Annotated in this window: 19 protein-coding genes and 2 pseudogenes; 12 read left to right on the forward strand and 9 right to left on the reverse strand. The window is 72.5% G+C overall.

Annotated elements, in window-relative coordinates; translation table 11 throughout:
• Window positions 1-2: 2 nt before the first annotated feature.
• Window positions 3-1085, forward strand: coding sequence for a tRNA (adenine-N1)-methyltransferase (locus tag QUE40_RS07495; RefSeq protein WP_289232767.1), 1083 nt, complete (start codon window positions 3-5; stop codon window positions 1083-1085).
• 80 nt (window positions 1086-1165) lie between these two features.
• Window positions 1166-2914, forward strand: coding sequence for a proteasome ATPase (arc, locus tag QUE40_RS07500; protein ID WP_142005111.1), 1749 nt, complete (start codon window positions 1166-1168; stop codon window positions 2912-2914).
• A gap of 11 nt (window positions 2915-2925) precedes the next feature.
• On the opposite strand, the gene QUE40_RS07505 is transcribed toward arc, so the two are convergent.
• The 3 genes from QUE40_RS07505 to QUE40_RS07515 are packed head-to-tail and all read right to left on the reverse strand — an operon-like array spanning window position 2926 to window position 5319.
• On the reverse strand, window positions 2926-4365 hold the full coding sequence (locus tag QUE40_RS07505) for an MFS transporter (protein ID WP_420809463.1): 1440 nt from the start codon (window positions 4363-4365) through the stop codon (window positions 2926-2928).
• A complete protein-coding gene (locus QUE40_RS07510; RefSeq protein WP_142005112.1) occupies window positions 4350-4913 on the reverse strand; it encodes a GNAT family N-acetyltransferase in 564 nt (187 codons plus the stop codon). Before QUE40_RS07510 ends, QUE40_RS07505 begins: the two co-directional genes overlap by 16 nt.
• Window positions 4906-5319, reverse strand: coding sequence for a DUF3054 domain-containing protein (locus QUE40_RS07515; RefSeq protein ID WP_142005113.1), 414 nt, complete (start codon window positions 5317-5319; stop codon window positions 4906-4908). The genes QUE40_RS07510 and QUE40_RS07515 overlap by 8 nt, the downstream gene beginning before the upstream one ends.
• Window positions 5320-5361: 42 nt before the next feature.
• On the opposite strand from QUE40_RS07515, the gene QUE40_RS07520 reads away from it, so the two are divergent.
• Window positions 5362-7305 (forward strand): MFS transporter, encoded by a 1944-nt coding sequence (locus QUE40_RS07520; protein ID WP_289232768.1) that lies wholly within the window; start codon window positions 5362-5364, stop codon window positions 7303-7305.
• Window positions 7306-7416: 111 nt separating this feature from the next.
• Here the strand turns inward: QUE40_RS07520 and QUE40_RS07525 are convergent, their stop codons facing one another.
• Window positions 7417-7818, reverse strand: a complete 402-nt coding sequence (locus tag QUE40_RS07525) for a VOC family protein (protein ID WP_289232769.1) — start codon at window positions 7816-7818, stop codon at window positions 7417-7419.
• An 88-nt stretch (window positions 7819-7906) separates the two neighbouring features.
• Window positions 7907-8707 (reverse strand): AraC family transcriptional regulator, encoded by an 801-nt coding sequence (locus QUE40_RS07530; protein ID WP_170206793.1) that lies wholly within the window; start codon window positions 8705-8707, stop codon window positions 7907-7909.
• 181 nt (window positions 8708-8888) lie between these two features.
• On the opposite strand from QUE40_RS07530, the gene QUE40_RS07535 reads away from it, so the two are divergent.
• The 3 genes and pseudogenes from QUE40_RS07535 (at window position 8889) to QUE40_RS07540 (ending at window position 9963) form a co-directional block, all read left to right on the forward strand.
• The gene (locus QUE40_RS07535) at window positions 8889-9383 is read left to right on the forward strand and encodes an SRPBCC domain-containing protein (RefSeq protein WP_142005117.1); all 495 of its coding nucleotides are present in this window, start codon (window positions 8889-8891) and stop codon (window positions 9381-9383) included.
• Window positions 9384-9457: 74 nt separating this feature from the next.
• Window positions 9458-9532, forward strand: a pseudogene (locus tag QUE40_RS19045) (maleylpyruvate isomerase N-terminal domain-containing protein); the annotation flags it as partial.
• 119 nt (window positions 9533-9651) lie between these two features.
• Window positions 9652-9963, forward strand: a complete 312-nt coding sequence (locus tag QUE40_RS07540) for a DinB family protein (protein WP_289232770.1) — start codon at window positions 9652-9654, stop codon at window positions 9961-9963.
• On the opposite strand, the gene QUE40_RS07545 is transcribed toward QUE40_RS07540, so the two are convergent.
• From QUE40_RS07545 to QUE40_RS07560, 4 genes are all read right to left on the reverse strand, one after another.
• Window positions 9948-11405 (reverse strand): protein adenylyltransferase SelO, encoded by a 1458-nt coding sequence (locus tag QUE40_RS07545; protein WP_289232771.1) that lies wholly within the window; start codon window positions 11403-11405, stop codon window positions 9948-9950. The genes QUE40_RS07540 and QUE40_RS07545 overlap by 16 nt on opposite strands.
• Before the next feature lie 139 nt (window positions 11406-11544).
• Window positions 11545-12789, reverse strand: coding sequence for a cation:proton antiporter domain-containing protein (locus tag QUE40_RS07550; RefSeq protein ID WP_289232772.1), 1245 nt, complete (start codon window positions 12787-12789; stop codon window positions 11545-11547).
• A complete protein-coding gene (locus QUE40_RS07555; protein WP_289232773.1) occupies window positions 12786-13769 on the reverse strand; it encodes an alpha/beta hydrolase in 984 nt (327 codons plus the stop codon). Before QUE40_RS07555 ends, QUE40_RS07550 begins: the two co-directional genes overlap by 4 nt.
• Window positions 13770-13867: 98 nt before the next feature.
• A complete protein-coding gene (locus QUE40_RS07560) occupies window positions 13868-14677 on the reverse strand; it encodes a M57 family metalloprotease (protein ID WP_142005122.1) in 810 nt (269 codons plus the stop codon).
• A 208-nt stretch (window positions 14678-14885) separates the two neighbouring features.
• Between QUE40_RS07560 and dop the strand changes: the two genes are divergently transcribed.
• From dop to QUE40_RS07590, 6 genes and pseudogenes are all read left to right on the forward strand, one after another.
• Window positions 14886-16403: a depupylase/deamidase Dop gene (gene dop / locus QUE40_RS07565; RefSeq protein WP_276488752.1), complete on the forward strand. Its 1518-nt coding sequence runs from the start codon at window positions 14886-14888 to the stop codon at window positions 16401-16403.
• Window positions 16404-16436: 33 nt separating this feature from the next.
• Entirely contained in the window at window positions 16437-16637 is a 201-nt protein-coding gene (locus QUE40_RS07570) for a ubiquitin-like protein Pup (RefSeq protein ID WP_142005123.1), read from the forward strand.
• Window positions 16634-17467 carry a proteasome subunit beta gene (gene prcB, locus QUE40_RS07575; protein WP_142005124.1) on the forward strand — a complete coding sequence of 278 codons (834 nt, stop codon included), beginning with the start codon at window positions 16634-16636 and terminating at the stop codon, window positions 17465-17467. Before QUE40_RS07570 ends, prcB begins: the two co-directional genes overlap by 4 nt.
• Window positions 17464-18158 (forward strand): annotated as a pseudogene (prcA, locus tag QUE40_RS07580) (proteasome subunit alpha); the annotation flags it as partial. The gene prcB and the pseudogene prcA, both read left to right, overlap by 4 nt.
• Before the next feature lie 469 nt (window positions 18159-18627).
• Window positions 18628-20547 carry an ABC transporter ATP-binding protein gene (locus QUE40_RS07585; RefSeq protein ID WP_289232774.1) on the forward strand — a complete coding sequence of 640 codons (1920 nt, stop codon included), beginning with the start codon at window positions 18628-18630 and terminating at the stop codon, window positions 20545-20547.
• On the forward strand, window positions 20544-22445 hold the full coding sequence (locus tag QUE40_RS07590; protein ID WP_142005127.1) for an ABC transporter ATP-binding protein: 1902 nt from the start codon (window positions 20544-20546) through the stop codon (window positions 22443-22445). Before QUE40_RS07585 ends, QUE40_RS07590 begins: the two co-directional genes overlap by 4 nt.
• The last annotated feature ends 9 nt before the right edge of the window (window positions 22446-22454 follow it).

Raw genomic sequence — 22454 nt, forward strand, 5'->3', positions numbered from 1 at the left:
CCATGACTGCCGAGCAGACCCGGGGCGAGGCTCCCACCGGAGCGGCCCTGCGCCGCGGACCGTTCGTCGAGGGCGAGCGGGTCCAGCTGACCGACCCCAAGGGCCGGCTGCACACCATCACCCTCGGCGCGGGCAAGCAGTTCCACACCCACCGCGGCTACCTGCTCCACGACGAGCTGATCGGCGCGCCCGACGGCTCCACGATCACCAACACCGCGGGGGTCGAGTACCTCGCGCTGCGTCCGCTGCTGTCCGACTACGTGATGTCGATGCCGCGCGGCGCCGCCGTCGTCTATCCCAAGGACGCCGGGCAGATCGTCACCTTCGCCGACGTGTTCCCGGGGGCGCGGGTCGTCGAGGCCGGGGTCGGCTCGGGCGCACTGTCGATGTCGTTGCTGCGCGCCGTCGGCGACCAGGGGTCGCTGCACTCCTTCGAGCGCCGCGACGACTTCGCGACCATCGCCAAGGCCAACGTGCGCGAGTTCTTCGGCGGCGACCACCCGGCGTGGACCGTGACCGTCGGCGACCTGGTCGAGCAGCTCCCGCAGCACGTCGAGCCCGGCACCGTCGACCGGGTCGTGCTCGACATGCTCGCGCCGTGGGAGTGCCTCGACGTCGTCGCCGACGCGCTCGCCCCGGGCGGGGTGCTGATCGCCTACGTCGCCACCGCCACCCAGCTGTCCCGCGTCGCCGAGGCCGCGCGCGACCACGGCGGCTACACCGAGCCGAGCGCCTGGGAGTCGATGGTGCGCGGCTGGCACCTCGAGGGCCTGGCCGTACGTCCGCAGCACCGCATGCACGGGCACACCGGCTTCCTCATCAGCACCCGCCGGCTCGCCCCCGGCGTGACGCCGCCGCTGCGCAAGCGTCGCCCGGCCAAGGGCTCCTACGGCGAGGGCGAGGCGGAGTCGGCCGGCGGCGCGACCCCCGAGGACTTCGGCGAGCGTCCCGTGTCGGACAAGAAGGTGCGCAAGCTCGCCCGCTCGCTGGCGCCGGCCGAGGAGAGCCCCGCCCAGGAGAGCCCCGCCCAGACGAGCCCCACCCGGCCGGGTGTTGCGCCCTCCGAGGAGGAGGCCGACGGCTGAATCCGCCCTGCTCACAGGGTGAGTCGCGCCTTCCGCTCTCAGATCCGCGAGTTAGGGTCGAAGCAGAGAAGGAGGCCACGATGACCGAGGAGCAGCAGCCCCAGCGGCGTGCCGACGGCAGCGCCACCGAGGATTCCGAGCAGCGCCTGCGCGACGAGGTGGAGGGCCTGCGGGCCAAGGTCGCGGCAGGTCCTTCCCGACAGCGACAGCTCGAGCAGCAGGTGCTGCAGCTGCAGTCGTCGATGGGCACGCTCTCGTCGCAGAACGAGCGCCTCGTGCGCACGCTCAAGGACGCGCGCGAGCAGATCGTCACGCTCAAGAACGAGGTCGACCGGCTCGCCCAGCCGCCGGCGTCGTACGGCATCGTGCTGGCCGTCCACGACGACGTCACCGCCGACATCCTCTCCAGCGGGCGCAAGATGCGCGTCGCGGTGAGCCCCACGGTCGAGACCGAGCAGATGGCGCCCGGCCGTGAGGTCATGCTCAACGAGGCGCTGAACATCGTCGCCACGGCCGGTTTCGAGCAGATCGGCGAGCTGGTCACCGCCAAGGAGCACCTCGGCTCCGGCCGGGTGCTCGTGGTCGCGCACGCCGACGAGGAGCGCATCTGCCGGGTCGCCGACTCCCTCGAGGAGTCCACGATCCGCGTCGGCGACTCGCTGCTGCTCGACAGCCGCAGCGGGTTCGTCTACGAGCGCATCCCCAAGGCCGAGGTCGCCGACCTGGTGCTCGAGGAGGTGCCCGACATCCACTACGAGGACATCGGTGGTCTCGCCGGGCAGATCGAGCAGATCCGCGACGCGGTCGAGCTGCCCTACCTGCACGCCGACCTGTTCCGCGAGCACCAGCTGCGCCCGCCGAAGGGTGTGCTGCTCTACGGCCCGCCCGGCTGCGGCAAGACGCTCATCGCCAAGGCCGTCGCGGCCTCCCTCGCGCGCAAGGTCGCCGAGAAGACCGGCCGCGACGACCAGCAGAGCTACTTCCTCAACATCAAGGGCCCCGAGCTGCTCAACAAGTACGTCGGGGAGACCGAGCGGCACATCCGGCTGATCTTCCAGCGGGCTCGGGAGAAGAGCTCCGACGGCACGCCCGTGGTGGTGTTCTTCGACGAGATGGAGAGCCTGTTCCGCACCCGCGGGTCCGGCGTGAGCTCCGACGTCGAGACCACGATCGTGCCGCAGCTGCTGGCCGAGATCGACGGCGTCGAGCGCCTCGAGAACGTCATCGTCATCGGCGCCTCCAACCGCGAGGACATGATCGACCCGGCCATCCTGCGCCCGGGGCGGCTCGACGTGAAGATCAAGATCGAGCGGCCCGACGCCGAGAGCGCCCGCGACATCTTCAGCAAGTACCTCACGACCGAGCTCCCGCTGCACGCCGACGACGTCGCCGAGAACGGCGGCTCGGTCGAGGCGACCGTGGAGGCGATGATCCAGGCGACCGTGGAGCGGATGTACTCCCAGATCGAGGAGAACCGCTTCCTGGAGGTCACCTACGCCGGCGGCGACAAGGAGATCCTCTACTTCAAGGACTTCAACTCCGGCGCGATGATCGAGAACATCGTGGGCCGCGCGAAGAAGATGGCGATCAAGGACCAGATCACCACCGGCTCCAGGGGCCTGCGCGTCGAGCACCTGCTGCGCTCGTGCGTCGATGAGTTCAAGGAGAACGAGGACCTGCCCAACACCACCAACCCCGACGACTGGGCGCGCATCTCCGGCAAGAAGGGCGAGCGGATCGTCTACATCCGCACGCTCATCACCGGCAAGGACGGCGCCGAGCCCGGCCGCTCGATCGACCAGGTGGGCTCGACGGGGCAGTACCTCTAGGAGCAGTCCCTCTAGGGCGTCTCCGCCGGGGGCGCTTCGCCGGCCTCCTCGACCGGCACCCGCGGCATCAGCGCCGCCGCGGCGAAGATCAGCGCCGCGACGACGACGACCGCCCAGAACACCACCTGGGTGCCGGCGACGATCGCCTGCGGGTCGCGCGGGCCGCCCTCGGCCGCGATCCGGGCGTTGGCGAGCGCGCCGAGCACGGCGACCCCGATCGCCGAGCCGGCGGAGCGGGCGAACATCTGGGCGCCGGTGACGACGCCGCGCGCGTGCCACGCGACGCTCGACTGTGCCGCCACCATGGCGGGCACCGAGCCCATGCCGAGCCCGGCGCCGACGAAGAAGGCCAGGACCGCCACCGTGACGACCGACGGCGACTCGACGGTGAGCGCGAGCAGCAGGCCGGCGACCGTCGTGAGCGCGCCCCCGCACAGCACGGCGGTGCGGAACGACGTGCGCAGGTAGAGCTTGCCGACGAGCGAGGACGACAGCGGCCAGCCGATGCTCAGCGTCGCCACGGCGAAACCGGCGACCAGGGGAGCGGTGCCGCGCGAGCCCTCGAGGTAGGTCGGGACGAAGGCGGTGAGGCCGATCATCACCGCGCCGATGGCGAAGGCGATCATCGCCGTCGTCACGAGCAGCCGCCGGGTCAGCACCCACGAGGGCAGCACCGGCTCGGGCGCGCGCCGCTCGATGGCTCCGAACAGCGCGAGCAGCGCGATGCCCGCTGCCGGCACGAGCAGGCCGGGGACCGAGACCCACGGCCAGGCGTTGCCGCCCTCGAGCACGGACAGGATGAGCAGGCTGAGCGCGAGGGTGAGCACGGTGGCGCCGGCATAGTCGATGCGGCGACGCTGCTTGGGGGCCTGCTCCTCGAAGCGCCGCCACACCAGCGCCCCCGCGATCAGCGCCAGCGGCACGTTGATGAAGAAGATCCAGCGCCACGCGTCGAGCTGGGCGAACCCGCCGCCGAGGGCCGGGCCGATGACGGCGGCGACCGCCCACACGCTCGACAGGTAGCCCTGCACCCGGGCCCGCTCCTCGACGGTGTAGATGTCGCCGACGATCGTCATGGCGGACGGGGCGATGGCCCCGGCGCCGATGCCCTGCACCGCGCGGAAGGCGACGAGCGACCCCATGCTCCAGGCGAACCCGGCGAGCAGCGAGCCGAGCAGGAAGACGCCGATCCCGAACAGCATCACCGGTTTTCGGCCGAGCGTGTCGGCCAGCTTGGCGTAGACCGGGACGGTCACCGACTGCGCGAGCAGGTAGATCGAGAACAGCCACGGGAAGGAGGAGAAGCCGCCGATGTCGGCGACGATCGAGGGGACCGCGGTCGACAGGATCGTCGCGTCGATGGCGATGAGGCCCATCGAGAGCATCATCGACAGCAGCAGCGGCCCCCGCTCGGACCGGAGGCCGACCCCGCTGCTCACCGCGCGGCCCACTCCGACCGCAGCAGCCCCATCACGATCTCGTCGTGCCAGGCGCCGTCGAGGAAGACCACCTCGCGGCGGCGACCCTCCTCGCGGAAGCCGGCGCGCTCGTACACCGTGCGGGCGCGCTCGTTGTAGGACCACACCCGCAGCTCGATCCGGTGCAGCGGCCGCGCGCGGAAGCCGTAGTCGACCATGAGGCGGGTCGCCTCCTCGCCGAGGCCACGTCCCTGCGCGGGCGGACCCAGCATGATCCCGAACGTGGCCGCCTGGCCCAGCGCGTCCATCGAGTGCAGCGCGACCGTGCCGAGCAGCAGGTCGTCCTCGCGCGCCGCGACGGCGAAGCCGACCGACGACGGGTCGGCGTTGGCGTGCCAGAGCTTGAGCTGCTCCGCCCAGCCGCCGGCGGGGCGCGGAGGCAGGCCCGACGTCTGCAGCGGCAGCACGGACGGGTCGTTCCACCAGCGCTCGACGAGCTTCAGCTCGTCGTCCTCGAGCTGGCGCAGCCGCACCCGGTCTCCGGTGAGCACCTGCGGGCCGTACGCCCTCGCGTCAGTCATCGTCGGCGGTCGCCGCGGGCGTGGGCTCGGGCGCGTGGGCCGGCTCGGCGGCGGGCAGGAAGCCCGTCCGCTCCTGGGCCAGGCGCCAGCCGACCAGCAGCACGCCGAGCACCAGCGTGGCCACGACGACGAATGCCAGGGCGGTGCCCTGCCCGGTGATCACCCGCAGCAGCATGCCGAGCACCAGGGTCGTGACCCACACGGTGACGCCGGGGCCGACCTCGACTGGGGAGCGGCCGGAGCGGCTGCGCACGAGCCACCACCCCACGCCGAGGCCGATCCAGAACGGCAGCGCGGTGAGCGGTGCGCCGAGCACGGACTCCTCGTGCGAGGCGCGACCGAACGCGGCGAAGATCAGCACCGCGAGCAGGTCGATGAGCAGGCCTGAGATGTCGCGACGGTTCACCCTGCAAACGTAGTCGGCGCCCTGTCGGGGGCGATGGATAGGGTGGCGATACAGCCGTACGACCCCGAGGATCCGCGCTTCGTGACCCGCAGCCAACCGTCGCCACCCACACCCGCCACCACCGAGACCGCCCCGACCGACACCGCCCCCGAGACCAGCCGCCCGTCGTCGCCGCTGGTCATCGCGGTGCTCAGCATCTGCGGCACCGTCGTGTCGCTGCAGCAGACCCTCGTGGTGCCGCTGCTGCCGGAATTCCCGCGGCTGCTCGGCACCACCCTGGAGAACGCCTCCTGGCTGGTCACCATCACGCTGCTCGTGGGCGCGGTCGCGACCCCGATCGTGGCGCGGCTCGCCGACATGTTCGGCAAGCGCCGGATGATGCTGCTGTGCCTCGGCGCGGTCGTCGTCGGCTCGCTGATCGCCGCGCTCGGCCCGAGCTCGCTGTCGGTCGTCGTGCTCGGCCGCGGCCTGCAGGGCATGGGCGCGGCGCTCATCCCCGTCGGCATCTCGATCATGCGCGACGAGCTGCCGCCGGAGCGGGTCGGCTCGGCCGTCGCCCTGATGAGCGCGACCCTCGGCATCGGCGGCGCGGCCGGGATGCCGCTGTCGGGCATCATCACCGAGCGCTTCTCCTGGCACGCGCTGTTCTGGGTGTCGGCGGCGTTCGCCGCGGTCATGCTCGCCGCGGTGGTGCTGGTCATCCCGGAGTCGAAGGTGCGCACCGGCGGCCGGTTCGACTACCTCGGTGCCGTCCTGCTGTCCGTCGCGCTGCTCACCCTGCTCCTCGGCATCTCCAAGGGCGGCACCTGGGGCTGGACCGACGAGCGCACGATCGTCTGCTTCGTGCTCGCGGTCGTCTTCTTCGCGATCTGGTTGCCGGTCGAGCTGCGCACCGGTCGGCCGCTGGTCGACCTGCGCACGTCCGTACGTCGTCCGGTCCTGCTCACGAACGTCGCCTCGCTGCTGCTCGGCTTCGCGATGTTCGCCAACATGCTCAGCACCACCCAGCAGATGCAGATGCCGACCTCGACCGGCTACGGCTTCGGGCTGAGCGTCACGGCGGCGGGGCTGAGCATGCTGCCGGGCGGGCTCTCGATGGTGGCGTTCGCGCCGGTGTCGGCGGCGATGACCCGGCGCTACGGCGCGCGGGTCACGCTCATCACCGGTGCGCTGATCATGGCCGTCGGCTACGTCATGCGGGTCTTCCTGACCCACACGGTCGCGCAGGTGCTGATCGGTTCGACGGTGATCTCGATCGGGACCGCGGTCGGTTACGCCGCGATGCCCACGCTGATCATGCGCAGCGTGCCGATCACCGAGACGGCGTCGGCCAACGGGCTGAACACGCTGCTGCGGGCGATCGGCACGGCCACCTCCTCGGCCGCCGTCGCCGCCATGCTCAGCGCCACCACGATGACCGTCGGCGGGGTGCAGATGCCCTCGCTCGCCGCGTTCCAGCACGGCTTCTGGCTCGCGGCCCTGGCCGCGCTGGCCGGGGCGGGGGCCGCCCTCGCCCTGCCGACCGCCCCGACGCGGCCGCCGGAGCCCGCCGAGGTCGTCGGCCGCACCGGCCAGGGGTCGGAGACGATCGTCGAGGGGCGCGTGCTGCGCGCCGACGGCAGCGCGATCGCCAAGGCGGTCGTGTCGGGTCTGCGGCCGAGCGGCGCCCAGGTCGACTGGGGGCGCACCGACGACGACGGCCGGTACCGCCTGGCGCTGAGCGGCCAGGACGCCCTGGTGCTCGTGGCGACCGCCGACGGCTTCGCCCCGTGCGCCGAGCGGGTCGAGGTGGCCGGCGACACGCTCCCGCCGATCACCCTCGGAGAGCGCCTCACGCTGTCGGGCACGGTGCGCGACGGCGACGCCCCGGCCGCCGGCGCCACGGTGACCCTGGTGCGGCACCTGGGCGAGCACCAGGCGCACACGACCACCGACGACGGGGGCGCTACACCCTCGACCTGCCCCCGGGAGGGCGATACGTGCTGACAGTGCTGCCGGCCGGCGGCGGGCACGCCACGGCGCGCAGCATCGCCGTGCGCCAGGAGCCGATGGAGCTCGACCTCGACCTCGCGGACGGCGCCGGCGGCTAGCCCGCGGCTACGCGCCCGGGTAGCTCCCGAAGCTCCACTGGTTGCCCTCGGCGTCGCGCACGGTGCAGGAGCGGCCGCCGTAGTCCTGGTCGGTCGGCGCCTGCACCGGCGTCGCGCCGGCCGCGACCGCACGCTCGAAGGTCGCGTCGACCTCGTCGTCGGCGGCGAGCACGCAGTAGCACGCGGCGTGGCCGGAGGTGCGCAGGAAGTCGCTGTCGTCGGGGTCGTCGGCACGGCGCACCGAGCCGAACATGACGCCGCCGGTTTCGCGCCAGTCGAACTGCGCGTGCACCACCGCGCCGGACTCGTCGCGGTGGACGCCGTTGTCGCGGAACCCCACTGCGGTGAGGAAGGCGATCGCGGCGTCGGCGTCGTCGAACTGCATGGCGTGGAAGAGCTGTCGGTTCATGCGACCGATCGTGCGGCCCGCTCCGCGGCGCCGTCTTGGACGAATGGGCGGCGGCCGGTCCTTCCCCGCGGCTCCGCCACGGACCTGCTCAGCCCGGCAGGTGATACGCCGACTCGCGCAGCCGGCTTGGGCTGCGGCCGGCGAGCCGGGCGTACTCCCGGGAGAGGTGGGCCTGGTCGGCGTAGCCGGCCCGGTCCGCCACCTCGGCGAGGGGGATCCCGGCGTCCAGCAGCCGCCGGCTGCGGTCGAACCGGACGATCCGCCCGGCCTCCTTGGGCCCGACTCCCACCTCGGCGCGGAACTGCTCGAGCAGGCGCCGCCGTCCCCAGCCGACCTGCTCGGCGACGTCGGCCACGCGGGCGCGTCCGCCCGAGGACGCGATGAGCCACCAGGCGCGCGCTACCTCCGGCCGTACGTCGTGGGCCGGGTCGTCGTGCCGCCGCGCGAGCACGGACAGCAGATGCCGCTCGAGCAGCAGGTGCCGCCTGCGCCAATCACGTTGCGCCGCAAGGTTTTCCAGCAGGCACTGGGGGAGTCCGACCGGGAGCTCGGCGTGCTCGGTCATCGTGGCCGCGAGCGCCGCCGCCGGTGCGCCGAGCAGGGCGCGCGCCCCCAGCGGGGTCAGCGCGAGCTGGATGCCGTGCTGCCACCCGTGGGTGCGGACGAGCGCCGGCCCGGTGTGCAGCCCGGCCACGCAGGTCCAGTAGCGCTCGCGCTCCCCGCGGTCGAGCCACCCGACGTCCAGCGGCTCGTCGAGCGCGAGCACGACGGTGAGCGTGGGGGAGGGCAGTCCGTGGTGCACCGCACGCGGGTCGAGGGCGGCCCGAAAGCCGACCCACGACGCGACGTACGGCCGCAATGCCGGGTGCGGCACGTGCACGGCCTCCACCCGACCGACGCTACTGCGCTGGCGAGGTCTCCGCGCGGGTCTCGCTGCGCGCCCGGCCCGAAGGTCTCCACGTACTGGGACTACCAGCAGTCCGCTTGGTGTATGAAACCGATTGCCTCGAGGCGGCCGCCCTCGGCGCGATGACGCAGTGGATCGACCGCTACACGCAAGGAGACCCGTCATGAGCACGACCGAACACATCACGACCGCAACGATCGAGGCCGACCCCGACCTCCCGATCATCCGGATCACCCGCGACTTCCGAGCGACGCCCGAGCAGCTCTTCCGGGCGCACACCGATCCCGAGCTCTACGCCCGCTGGGTCGGCCCGGACTCCATCACGACCGAGCTCGACCACTGGGACGCGCGGACCGGCGGGTCGTGGCGGATGCGCAACCTGCGCGGTGAGGAGTCCTACGCCTTCCACGGGTCCTTCCACGACGTCTCGCCGGAGCGGATCGTCCAGACCTTCACGTGGGACGAGCAGCCCGAGGGGGTGTCCCTCGAGACGCTGACCTTCGAGGACCTCGGCGACGGCTGGACCCGCCTGCACGCGCAGAGCCTCGTCGACTCCTTCGAGGGTCGCGACGGGTGGCTCGAGTCAGGCCTGGAGGTCGGCGTCCACGACGGCTACGCCAAGCTCGACAAGATCCTCGCCGACGGGCCGGCCGCGTGACCCGGCTGCCCGAGCTGCCCATCGCGGAGAAGTTCCGGGTCGTCGCCCGTGGCTTCTCCGCGCGGGTCGACGGCGTGACCGACTGGGACGCGCCGACGCCGGTCAAGGAGTGGCGCGCCCGCGACGTGGTCGCTCACCTCCACTGGATCCGCGACGTCCTCGGCGACGCCGTGACGATCGAGCCCGGCCCCTCCCCGAGGACGAGCCCGCGGCCGCGTGGGCGCACCTCGCCCAGCAGGTCCAGGGCATTCTCGACGACCCCGCCTCGATGGACCTGCCGCACTCCCACCCCCACACCGGTCACAACCCCGTGCCCGTCGTCATCGACCGGATCTGGACCGGCGACGTCTTCTTCCACACGTGGGACCTCGCGCGGTCGGCCGGCCTCGACGACACCCTCGACGCCGACCTCGTCCAAGACGCGCTGACCGGGATGCGGCAGGCCGAGGACGTCCTCCGCCCGACCGGTCAGTTCGGCGAGCAGCAGCCGGTGCCGGAGGACGCGACGGAGACCGAGGAGCTCATGGCCTTCCTCGGCCGCGACCCGCGCTGGACGCCGCCGACTCAGGTGCCGCAGTAGGTGACGTAGGACCGGGTGAATGCCTCGGGCCCCGGCTCGGCGAAGCGGTCGCCCTCGTCCCACGGACCGAACGGGCTGCGGACGGCCTCGAGCAGGGCCTGGAGCGGCTCGAGCTCGTCGGCATTCGCCGCCGCGATGGCCTCCTCGACGAGGTGGTTGCGCGGGACGTGGACGGGGTTGGCGGCGTCGAGCCGCACGGCGACGTCGACCGGGTCGAATGCCCCGAGCCGCTCGACCCAGCGTGCCCGCCACTCGTCGAATCCCGTTGCGCCGCCGAGGATCTCGGCCCCGCGAGGATCACCGACAAGCACCGCGGAGAGCGCCCGCCACCCGAGCGTGTGGTCGACGGCGCCGACCTTGAGCACGCGGAGGAAGTCATCGACGAGCGCCTGGTCCCCCTCGCGTGCGTCGGTCAGACCGAGCTTATGCCGGTGCCGGGCGAGGAGCTCCTCGGCGAATGCGGGGATGAAGCCCTCGACGGCAGCCGTCGCGTCTCCCACGGCGGCCGCCGGCTCCTCGGCGATGAGCGGGAGCAACGTCTCGGCGAGGCGCGAGAGGTTCCAGACGGCGATGCCGGGCTGCTGCCCGAAGCGGTAGCGGCCGCCGGTGTCGATCGAGGAGAAGACGGCATTCTCGTCGAAGGCCTCGACGAAGGCGCACGGCCCGTAGTCGATCGTCTCGCCGGAGATCGTCATGTTGTCGGTGTTCATGACGCCGTGGATGAAGCCGACAGCCATCCAGTCGGCGAGGAGCGCGGCCTGCGCCGCGACGACGGACCGGAGCAGTGCGAGGTACGGGTTGTCCGCGCCGCGCGCCGCCGGCTGGTGACGCTCGATCGCGTAGTCGGCGAGAGCACGGAGCCGAGTCGGATCCCCTTGTCGCGCAACGAGCTCGAAGGTCCCGACGCGCAGGTGGCTCGCCGCGACGCGCGCGAGGACCGCGCCGCGCTCCATCCCCTGTCGCCAGACCTGCTCACCCGTCTCGGTCGCCGCGAGGGCGCGCGTCGTCGGGATGCCGAGGGCCTGCATTCCCTCGCTGACGACGAGCTCGCGCAGGACCGGTCCGAGGACGGCCTTGCCGTCGCCACCCCGGGAGAACGCCGTCCGCCCGGACCCCTTGAGCGACACGTCGCGCAAGGCTCCGGTCGCGTCCTTGACCTCGCCGAGGAGGACGGCGCGCCCGTCGCCGAGGAGCCCGGCGAACTGGCCGAACTGGTGGCCCGCATACGCCTGCGCGACCGGATGCGCGCCGGGAGGCACGGCCGCCCCGGCGAGCACGGCCACCTGCGAGGGCTCGCGCAGCCACGCCGCGTCGAGCCCGAGCTCGGCGGCGACGGAGTCGATGAGCGCGACGAGCCGCGGCGCCGGCGCCTCCTGCGGGGTCCAGTCGAGACCGAGGTCCGGGAAGCGTCGGGCGTAGTCGTCCTCGAGTCGCCAGGTCATTCACTGAAGCCTAAGGTCTACCGCGCCCGGAGCCACGGGATCGGGGCGCGCCGCTAGGTCTGCGCGCGGGCCTCGCGCTCGGCGTCGGGCCGCGGCCGCGGCCGCGACGACTCCAGCCAGCTCATGACCGGCGAGGCGGTCAGCCCGTGCACCACGACCGACAGCACGATGGTGAACGCGAGGATCGACCACAGCTCGCGCTCCTCGGCGAACGGCGTCTCCCCGGCGGCGTAGGCCAGGTAGAAGATCGAGCTGACGCCGCGCACGCCGAAGAAGGCGGTGACGACGCGCTCCTTGGGGCCGAGGTTGCCGTCGATGACGAAGTCGGGGAGCGGCTGCGGCCGAGCGCGAGCCAGGCCGTCAGGGGCCGGATCACGAAGACCAGCGCCACGCCGACCAGCGCACCGCCCAGCGTCAGGCCGCTCAGCAGACCCCGGGTGAGCGCGGCGCCGAGCAGCAGCAGGACCACCAGGGTGAGCAGCTGCTCGAGCCGCTCGACGACCTCGTGCATGTGCTCGTGGTAGGCGTGCCCGCGGTCGGCGGCGCGCATGGTCAGGGCGCAGACGAACGCCGCGACGAAGCCCCAGCCGCGCACCATCTCGCCGACGCCGTAGGACACCATCGGCGCCGCGATGATGATGATCGGGTCGCCGAGGTGGGCGGCCCGGATGCGGCGCGGGGCGCGGAAGGCGACCTTGGCCAGCAGCCAGCCCACGGCGACGCCGGCGGCGACGCCGAGCACCGTGCGGGTGATGAGCTCGTAGGAGACCCAGCGCAGCCCCCACTCCTGCACGGCGCCCTTGCTCGCGAGCAGGATGGCGGCGTAGACGAACGGGAAGGCGAGGCCGTCGTTGAGACCGGCCTCGGAGGTGAGGGCGAAGCGCACCTCGTCCTCCTCGTCGTGCACCTCGAGGTCCTCGTCGGGGTCGGACGTGGTCGGCCCCTCGACCTGGATGTCCGCGGCCAGCACCGGGTCGGTCGGGGCGAGCGCGGAGGCGAGCAGCAGCGCGGCGGCCGGCGCGAGCCCCGCGACCCACCAGCCGAAGAGCGCGGTCGCGCCGATGGTGAGCGGCATCGCGAGCAGCAGCAGCCGCCACGTGGCGCCCCAGCGGCGCCACGTCTCGCGGGCGCGGGTGAGCGGGCGGTCCAGCGCGAGACCGACACCGGTGAGCGCGACGATCACGCACAGCTCGGTGAGGTGGGTCAGGACGGTGCGATGGTCGACGGGGTCGAGCGAGAACGGCAGCGGCAGCAGGCCGACGAGCGCGCCCACGCCGGTCAGCACGATCGGCGCGGACACGACGTGCCGGGCCGTCGACCGGGGCAGGAGGGCACCCAGCAGCAGCGCCACCCCGAGGACGAGGTAGACCAGGGCGGTGCTCATCGGGCGGTGCGGGCCCTCTCGAACCAGTCGCGCAGCGAGGTCGCCAGCTCGACCCTGGCCTGCTGCCCGAGCCCGCCGGTGACGCCGGGGAAGCTGGCGAACCCGTGCGGCATCCCGACGTACGTCGTCGCCCGGGTGGGCACACCCGCGTCGGCGAGGACCTGGGCGTAGTGGACCCCCTCGTCCAGCAGCGGGTCGCACTCGGCGGTCTGCACGAGCGCGGGCGGCAGCCCCTCGTGCGAGTCGGCGAACAGCGGCGAGACGATCGGGTCGGTGGCCTCGACGCCCCCGCCGAGGTAGGCGGCGAGGAAGTAGTCCATCGCCTCGCCGGTGAGCACCGCCTCGTCGCGCCACTGCGCCGACGGGTGGCTGCGGGTGAGGTCGGTCGCGGGGTAGATGAGCCCCTGGCCGGCGACCGCCGGCCCGTCCAGGTCGCGCGCGAGGATCGACACGACGGCCGACAGGTTGCCGCCCGCGCTGTCGCCGGCGACGGCGATCGGGCCGGACGCGTCGAGCTCGGCGGGGCGCGACCCGACCCAGGTGAGCGTGTCGTACGCGTCGTGCGCCGCCTGCGGCGCCGGGTGCTGCGGCGCCTTGCGGTAGTCGGGAGCCACGACGACCGCGTCGAGCTCGTGCGCGAGGAAGCTGGTGAGCGGGTCGTAGCCGGGCGGGTTGCCCAGCACCCAGCCGCCCCCGTGGTAGTAGACGACGACCGGCGCGTCGGGGCCGGCGGCGGCGGAGCGGACCACACGGGCGCGCACCGTGCTGCCGTCGCGCATCGGCACCTGCACGGTGCTGGTGCGCACGGTCGGCTCGACCGCTCCGGTGACCAGGCTGAACGGCGGCTTCGACGGCAAGACCCGGGCCTGCTCGCGGGCCAGCTCCTCGGCCGACATGGCGGCGAGGTCTCGCCGGCGCACCCGGTCGAGCACGGTGGTGAACGCGCGCACCCGCAGCGGCATCAGGGACTTTCGGGACATGCTGCGAAGTTTGCCAAACCCGTGACGGGCGTACGGCGGTTCATTCCTTGGGAGGAGGCGCCGCCGTACGCCCGCGCGGGTGGGGCAGGACGGGTGCCTCAGCCGTAGATGCTGGCCACGCCCTCGCGGTCGGCCTGGGTCATGCTCAGGTCGCTCGAGGTCCCGTTGCACTGCGGGTAGTGCATGATCGACGCCGAGTCGTACGGCGTCAGCGGGCGCCAGCTGTTGTCCTCGAAGCAGGTGCCGGCCTCCGGGCGGGTGTGCTCGTGCCGGAAGCCGAGCGTGTGCCCGAGCTCGTGACCGAGCACGTTGGTCGGCGTCCAGTTCCCCGCGCCCTGGAGCTGCTCGACGTCGACGAGCACGTTGCGCTCGGGCTTGTCGCTGCTCGGGAAGAACGCGCGCGCGATGTAGTTGGCGTTCTGCACCGGCTCCACCGAGAAGACGACGTTGTCGTTGGCGGTGGTGCAGCTGCCGTCCTGCTCGGGCTGGTAGACGAAGTCGATGCCCGACGCCGCCTGCTCCCACAGCCCCGCTCCGCTCGCCATCGAGTCCACGATGAGCTGCTTGTCGGCGCCGAACGCGTCGCTCACGCAGTAGGTCAGCTGCCTGGCCTGGTCGGGACTCCACACGTCGTCGTTGCCGTAGACGGTGTTGACGACCAGCTGGGTCTGCGGGCCGGTCATCGCCTCGTAGAAGTCGCGCAGCGCGGCCTTGCCCTTGATCGGCATGTCGCCGTTGACGATGTACTGCCCCTGCGGGTCCTTGGCGGTCGACCGCTCGAACTGCTCGAACGTGGGCACCTCGGAGGTGCCGGGCTGCTGCTCGGCGGAGGCCGGGCCGGTCGTGACGAGGCTGGCGGCGGTGAACGCGAGGGCGCTCAGCCCCAGGACGGTCTTGCGAGTGCGCATCAGGTGATCTCCCGTGGTCGGTGCGTGCGGACGGCCGGCCCGGAGCGTGCGCGGTGCGCGGGCCGACGCCCAGGAACGCTAGGGACCGGCACGGCAACGCCGGTTGCGCACGAGGTCTGGGGTTGGGCAGGGCCGCCCCAAGTTCCGGCAAAGAAGACCAGGTCCGGCCCAGGTCGGGTCACGCGGCGCGGCCGCCTAGGGTGTCGGCATGACGGTGCGTCGGGTGATGGGGATCGAGACGGAGTACGGCATCTCGGTGCCGGGCAGCCCCGACGCGAACCCGATGGTCCAGTCGGGTCGGGTCGTGACGGCGTACGCCCACGAGGTCGGCCTGCGCGCGGCGCGCGCCGGCTGGGACTACGAGGACGAGCACCCGCTCAGCGACGCCCGCGGCTTCGACGTCGCGCGCGAGAGCGCCGACCCGAGCCAGCTCACCGACGAGGAGGACCCGACCCTCGCCAACGTGGTGCTGACCAACGGGGCCCGGCTCTACGTCGACCACGCCCACCCGGAGTACTCCTCGCCCGAGGTCATGACGCCGCGCGACGCGGTGCGCTGGGACCGGGCGGGGGAGCTGGTGATGCGCGAGGCCGTCCGTCTGCTCAGCGGGCCGGGCGCCGCCGGGGTCAACCTCTACAAGAACAACACCGACGGCAAGGGCGCCTCCTACGGCACCCACGAGAACTACCTGATGAGCCGGGCGACGCCGTTCCAGGACATCGTCAAGCACCTCACGCCGTTCTTCGTCGTGCGCCAGCTGATGTGCGGCTCGGGGCGCGTCGGGATCGGCGGCGAGTCGACCCGGCCGGGCTTCCAGCTGGCGCAGCGCTCGGACTTCTTCGAGGTCGAGGTCGGCCTCGAGACCACGCTGAAGCGCCCGATCATCAACACCCGCGACGAGCCGCACGCCGTCGCCGACCGTTACCGCCGGCTGCACGTGATCCTCGGCGACGCCAACCACTGCGACGTGGCCAACCTGCTCAAGCTCGGCACGACCAGCCTGGTGCTCGGGATGATCGAGGCGGGCGCGATCGACACCGACCTCACCCTGGCGCAGCCGGTCAGCACGCTGCGCGAGATCAGCCACGACCCGACCCTGCAGGTGCCCGTACGTCTGGCGTCGGGCCGGGAGATGACCTCCGTCCAGCTGTTGTGGACCTACTTCGAGCTGGCCTCCGCCTGGCTGGAGCGCACCTACGGCGGGCAGCCGCCCGACGACGACACCGCCGAGGTGATGCGGCGCTGGGAGCAGGTGCTCACCGGCCTGGAGCGCGACCCGATGAGCCTGCACCGCGAGCTGGACTGGGTCGCCAAGCTGCGCCTGCTGCGCGGCTACGCCGACCGCGGCGGGCTGGAGTGGACCGACCCGCGGCTGCGCGCCATCGACATCCAGTGGTCCGACGTGCGCGAGGACAAGGGGCTGTTCAACCGGCTGCTGGCCGCGGGCAAGGTCGAGCGGCTGGTCGACGAGGACGCCGTGCGCGCCGCCGTGCAGGACCCGCCGGAGGACACCCGCGCCTACTTCCGGGGGACCTGCCTGTCGCGCTTCCCCGACGAGGTCGCGGCCGCGTCGTGGGACTCGATCATCTTCGACGTCGCCGGCCAGCAGAGCCTGCAGCGGGTGCCGATGCTCGAGCCCGAGCGCGGCACCAAGGCCGGGGTCGGCCCGCTGCTCGACGCCGCCACCGACGCGGCGGACCTGCTGCGCCGGTTGGCGGTCCCTTAGGGTTGCGGGGAGAGCCCAGCCAAGGAGGCAGCCATGTCGACCCAGGACCACAAGAGCCCGCAGCGGCGTGACGGTCGCCCCGACGGAGACGACGCGCCCGACGCCGTCCCCACCGCCCCGACATCCCAGGTCAAGGACGAAGAGACGGATTCCATGCTCGACGAGATCGACTCGGTGCTGGAGTCCAACGCCGAGGAGTTCGTGCGCGGCTTCGTGCAGAAGGGTGGCCAGTGAGCCGAGGCGAGGCCGACGACGCGCGGCTGCCCGCGGCGTTCCTGCGCTCGGGCAGCTCCTCGTTCAGCGAGTTCCTGACCTCCCACGCCCCCCACCTGGTGCCCTCCGCACGCCAGCTCCCGCCCGGCGCGACCATCGACGCGCCGCACGGCACCACGATCGTGGCCGCGACCTTCGCCGGCGGCGTGCTGCTCGCCGGTGACCGACGCGCCACCATGGGCAACGTCATCGCCAACCGGGACATGCAGAAGGTCTTCACGACCGACGAGTACTCCGCGGTCGGCATCGCCGGCACGGCCGGCATCGCCATCGAGCTGGTCAAGCTGTTCCAGGTCGAGCTGGAGCACTACGAGAAGATCGAGGGCGCGCTGCTCTCGCTCGAGGGCAAGGCCAACCGGCTCGCGACGATGATCCGCGGCAACCTGGGCATGGCCATGCAGGGCCTCGCGGTCGTACCGCTCTTCGCCGGGTTCGACCTCGACACCGGCACCGGCCGGATCTTCTCCTACGACGTCACCGGCGGCTGCTACGAGGAGCACGGCCACCACAGCGTCGGCTCCGGCTCGTTCTTCGCCCGCGGCTCGATGAAGAAGCTCTGGCAGCCCGACCACGACGAGACCCCGGCCGTGCACACGGTGCTCGAGGCGCTCTACGACGCGGCCGACGACGACTCCGCGACCGGCGGACCCGACCTGACCCGGCGGATCTGGCCGACCGTCGCGGTGCTCGACGCCTCGGGCGCGCGGTTCCTGCCCGAGGATGACCTCGCCCGCAAGGTCGAGCAGGTGCTCGCCGGCCGCCGCGGCGACCCAGGGGGTGCAGTGCGATGACCATGCCGTTCTACGTCTCGCCCGAGCAGCTGATGAAGGACCGGGCCGACTTCGCGCGCAAGGGCATCGCGCGCGGACGCTCGGTCGTCGTGCTGGCCTACGACGGCGGCATCGCGTTCGTCGCCGAGAACCCTCGCGCGCGCTGCACAAGATCTCCGAGATCTACGACCGCATCGCCTTCGCGGCGGTGGGCAAGTACAACGAGTACGAGAACCTGCGCGTCGCCGGCGTCCGCTACGCCGACCTGCGCGGCTACTCCTACGACCGCAGCGACGTCACCGCGCGCGGGCTGGCCAACGCCTACGCCCAGACGCTCGGCGCGATCTTCACCCAGGAGCAGAAGCCCTACGAGGTCGAGATCGTCGTCGCCCAGGTGGGGGAGCGGCCCGAGCAGGACCAGATCTACCGGCTCACCTACGACGGCTCGGTCGCGTTCGAGACCGGCTTCGTCGCGATGGGCGGCGGCGGCGAGCAGATCACCGCCGCGCTCAAGGAGCGCTGGGCCCCCGACTCCGACCTGGAGACGGTGCTGCGGCTCGCGGTCGAGGTGCTCGGCCAGGCGGCGCAGGAGGGTGAGCAGGACCGGCAGATCAGCCCCGACCAGCTCGAGGTGGCCGTGCTCGACCGGCACCGCGAGCGGCGCACCTTCCGGCGCATCGGCGAGCCGCTGCTGTCGGCGCTGCTGTCCAGCGACGACCCGACCCACGACGTGCCCCAGCAGGACGACCCCGAGCCGGGCGCCCACGACACGCTCACCGGTCGCACCGACGATGCCGCGGGGCCTGAGGCCTCCGACGCGGCGCAGCGCACCGGCGACGACCAGCGCGACACCACGAATCCGCAGACGCAGCAGAGCGATTCGGTCAGCACCGAACCGTCGTCCGACGACTCCTGAGCCGGCGCTCCGGCGCCGGCCCGGCGACGGTCGTACGTCGGGGGCCGGCGGCCCCGTCGCCCGCCCGCGCGGAACATCGGAAGTCGAAGTGACGTTGTCGGTGCTGCGCGGCATACTGCGCACGGCGCTTCGCGACCCGCTCCGTCACGCGGTCGACGACGCCTGGGCGATGCGTGGGCGACCACGTCGGAAGGGGTTGGCAGAGGGGATGCGGGAGTCGATGGGTGTCACGCCGGAGGAAACCTCGGTCCGATCCGGCGTGCAGGTGCCCCGGCTCCGTCCGGCGCCCAGGCTGGCGCCACCCGGCAAGCGGCAGAACCGAGCGACCGCGCTGCTGCGGCTGCCGCGATACCTCGGCCCCTACAAGGCCCGCTGGTTCACCATGCTGGTCTTCTCGGTGCTGGTCGTGGCCACCAGCATCGTCATCCCGTTGGTCACCCGCGCCGTCATCGACGGCCCGATCGCCGAGCGTGACCAGCGCGGCCTGCTGATCCTCGGCACCGTCGCCCTCGCGCTCGGGGTGCTCGAGGCGGTCTTCTGGTTCATCCGGCGCTGGGTGGTCGCCCGCGCCACGCTCGGGGTCGAGGCCGACCTGCGCAAGGACCTCTACGCCCAGATGCAGCTGCTGCCGATGGGCTTCCACAGCAACTGGCAGTCCGGCCAGCTGCTGTCGCGAATCATGACCGACCTCAGCATGATTCGCCGGTTCCTCGGGTTCGGCCTGGTCTTCCTGATCCTCAACTTCCTGCAGATCGTGGTCGTGACCGGGCTGCTGCTCGCGATGTACTGGCCGCTCGGGCTCGTCGTGCTGGTCTCGACCGTGCCGATCGTCGTGACGGTGCTGCGCAACCAGACGGAATACACCCGCCTGTCGCGACTGTCGCAGGACCAGACCGGCGACGTCGCGAGCACCGTCGAGGAGAGCGCGCTCGGGCTGCGCGTCATCAAGGCGTTCGGCCGCGACGAGCACGCCTACGGCACGTTCGACCGGCGGGCGCGCACCCTGTTCGACACCCAGATCGACAAGGTCAACCTCAAGGCGCGCTTCTGGACGCTGCTGGAGATCATCCCCAACGCGACCCTGATCATCGTGCTCGGGCTGGGCGCGGTCGCCGTGGGTCAGGGCCGGGTCACGCTCGGCACCCTGGTCGCCTTCATCACGATGATGCTCTCGCTGGTCTGGCCGATCTCCTCGCTGGGCTTCCTGCTGTCGATGACCCAGGAGTCGATGACCGCGGCCGACCGCATCGTGCAGGTCTTCGACGAGGAGCGCACCATCGACGACGGCGACCGCGAGCTCGCCGCGCCGCAGGGCCACCTGCGCCTGGAGAACGTCGGGTTCCGCTTCCCCGACGCACGGCCCGACGAGTGGACGCTGCGCGGGGTCGACCTCGACCTGCAGCCCGGCGAGACGGTCGCGCTCGTCGGCGCGACCGGGTCGGGCAAGTCGCTGCTCACCGCGCTCGTGCCGCGCCTGTACGACGTCACCGAGGGGCGCATCCTGCTCGACGGCGTCGACATCCGCGACCTGACGCTGCCCTCGCTGCGCAGCGCTGTCGCCACCGCGTTCGAGGACCCGACGCTGTTCTCGATGTCGGTGCGCGAGAACCTCACGCTCGGCCGGCCCGACGCCACCGACGCCGAGGTCGAGCAGGCGATCGAGGTCGCCCAGGCCCACTTCGTGCACGAGCTGCCGTACGGCCTCGACACCCGCATCGGCGAGCAGGGCATGAGCCTGTCCGGCGGTCAGCGGCAGCGGCTCTCGCTGGCCCGCGCGGTGCTCGCCCAGCCGGCCGTCATCGTGCTCGACGACACCCTGTCGGCGCTCGACGTGCACACCGAGGCGCTGGTCGAGGCCTCGCTGCGCAGCGTGCTCGCGCACGTCACCGGCATCGTCGTCGCCCACCGCGCCTCCACCGTGCTGCTCGCCGACAAGGTCGCGCTGCTCGAGCGCGGCACGATCACCCACGTCGGCACGCACGCCGAGCTGCTCGCGACGGTCCCGGCCTATCGCCACCTGCTGGCCGCAGACGGTGACGAGCGACCAGCCGAGGGCGCTGGCTGGCACGACCACGAGGGCGACACCCGCGCCGCGGTCGAGCGGTCCGTCGACCGGGCCGTCCGCGACGACGAGGGCGACGCCGCGGCCGACGTCGACTGCGACCTCGAGGAGCTGCGCCGATGAGCCAGAGCACCCGCGACGAGGTCGAGCGCGACGCCGACGACCGGGCCACCGACGCCGACGAGGCGACCGCCCCGCCCGACCGCATCGAGCGCTGGCGCGGCCGGCTCGACGAGCCGAGCGACGACGTCGCCGGCGACGAGGCGGCCCCGCGGCGCAGCGAGGCCAAGCGCCTGCTCGTCGACCTGCTGCGCCCCTACCGCAGGGTGCTCGCCCTGCTGATGGTGGTCGTCGTCCTCGAGAACGCCGCCCGGCTCTCGGTGCCCAAGCTGGTGCAGCTCGGCATCGACAACGGCGTGCCGCCGCTGCAGCGCAGCGACGACGCGGGCCCGCTGCTCACCGTCGTCGGCGTGCTGGTCGGGGCCGTCGTGGTCCAGGCCGTCACCCGGGTGATCTTCCTGCGCCAGTCCGGCCGCATCGGCCAGGAGATCCTGCTCGAGGTGCGCCGCCGGCTGTTCAAGCACTTCCAGCGCCTCGACATCGGCTTCCATGACCGCTACACCTCCGGCCGGGTCGTGAGCCGGTCGACCAGCGACGTCGAGGCCATCCAGGAGATGACCGACAGCGGGTTCGACGGGCTGATCACCGCGGTGCTCACCATGGTCGGCACCGCCGTGCTGCTGCTCACCCTCGACTGGCAGCTGGGTCTGGTCTGCCTGCTGGGCTTCCCGGTGCTGATCCTGCTCGTGCGCTGGTTCAGCCGCGAGTCGACCCGCACCTACCGCACGGTCCGCGAGACCGCCGCGCTGGTGATCGTGCACTTCGTCGAGACGATGACCGGCGTGCGGGCCGTCCAGGCCTACCGCCGCGAGCGGCGCAACCAGGACATCTTCGAAGACGTCGCCACCCGCTACCAGCTCGCCAACGAGCGGGTGTTCCGGCTGTTCGCCATCTTCATGCCCTCGATCAAGCTCGTCGGCAACATCACCACCGGCATCGTGATCCTCTACGGCGGCTGGCGGGTCTTCCACGGCGAGATGACCATCGGCGTGCTCACCGCGTTCCTGCTCTACCTGCGGATGTTCTTCGAGCCGATGCAGGAGGTGAGCCAGTTCTACAACACGTTCCAGTCGGCCACCTCCGCGCTGGAGAAGATCGCCGGCGTGCTGGCCCAGGAGCCGGCCGTGCGTGACCCCGAGCAGCCGCGCGAGATCGCCGGCGTGCGGGGCGCCGTGCGGTTCGAGGGCGCCGAGTTCGGCTATGTCGAGGACCGCCCCGTGCTGCCGCACCTCGACCTCGACATCCCGGCCGGTCAGACGATCGCGCTGGTGGGGGCGACCGGCGCCGGCAAGACCACGATCGCCAAGCTCATGGCCCGGTTCTACGACCCCACCGCCGGCCGGGTCACCCTCGACGGCGTCGACCTGCGCGACCTGTCCCAGGCGACCCTGCGCCAGCACGTCGTGATGGTGACCCAGGAGAACGTCATGTTCGAGGGCACCGTCGCCGACAACATCCGGTTCGGCCGGCCCGACGCGAGCGACGAGCAGGTGCGCGCCGCGGCCCGGGCCGTCGGCGCCGACACCTTCGTCGAGGCGCTGCCGCAGGGGTACGACACCGACGTCGCCAAGCGCGGCGGGCGGCTGTCGGCGGGTCAGCGCCAGCTGGTGGCGTTCGCCCGCGCGTTCCTCGCCGACCCCGCCGTGCTGATCCTCGACGAGGCGACCTCCAGTCTCGACGTGCCGAGCGAGCGGCTGGTGCAGCGGGCCCTGGAGACCGTGCTGGCCGACCGCACGGCGCTGATCATCGCCCACCGGCTGTCCACCGTCGAGGTCGCCGACCGGGTGCTCGTGCTCGACCGCGGCCGGGTCGTCGAGGACGGCTCGCCGCAGGAGCTCGTCGGGCAGTCCGGCGGCCGCTACGCCGCGCTGCACGACGCCTGGACGGAGTCGCTCGCGTAGCGGCCGCGC

The sequence above is a fragment of the Barrientosiimonas endolithica genome, assembly GCF_030296655.1.
In the GTDB taxonomy this organism is placed as follows: Bacteria; Actinomycetota; Actinomycetes; order Actinomycetales; family Dermatophilaceae; genus Barrientosiimonas; species Barrientosiimonas humi.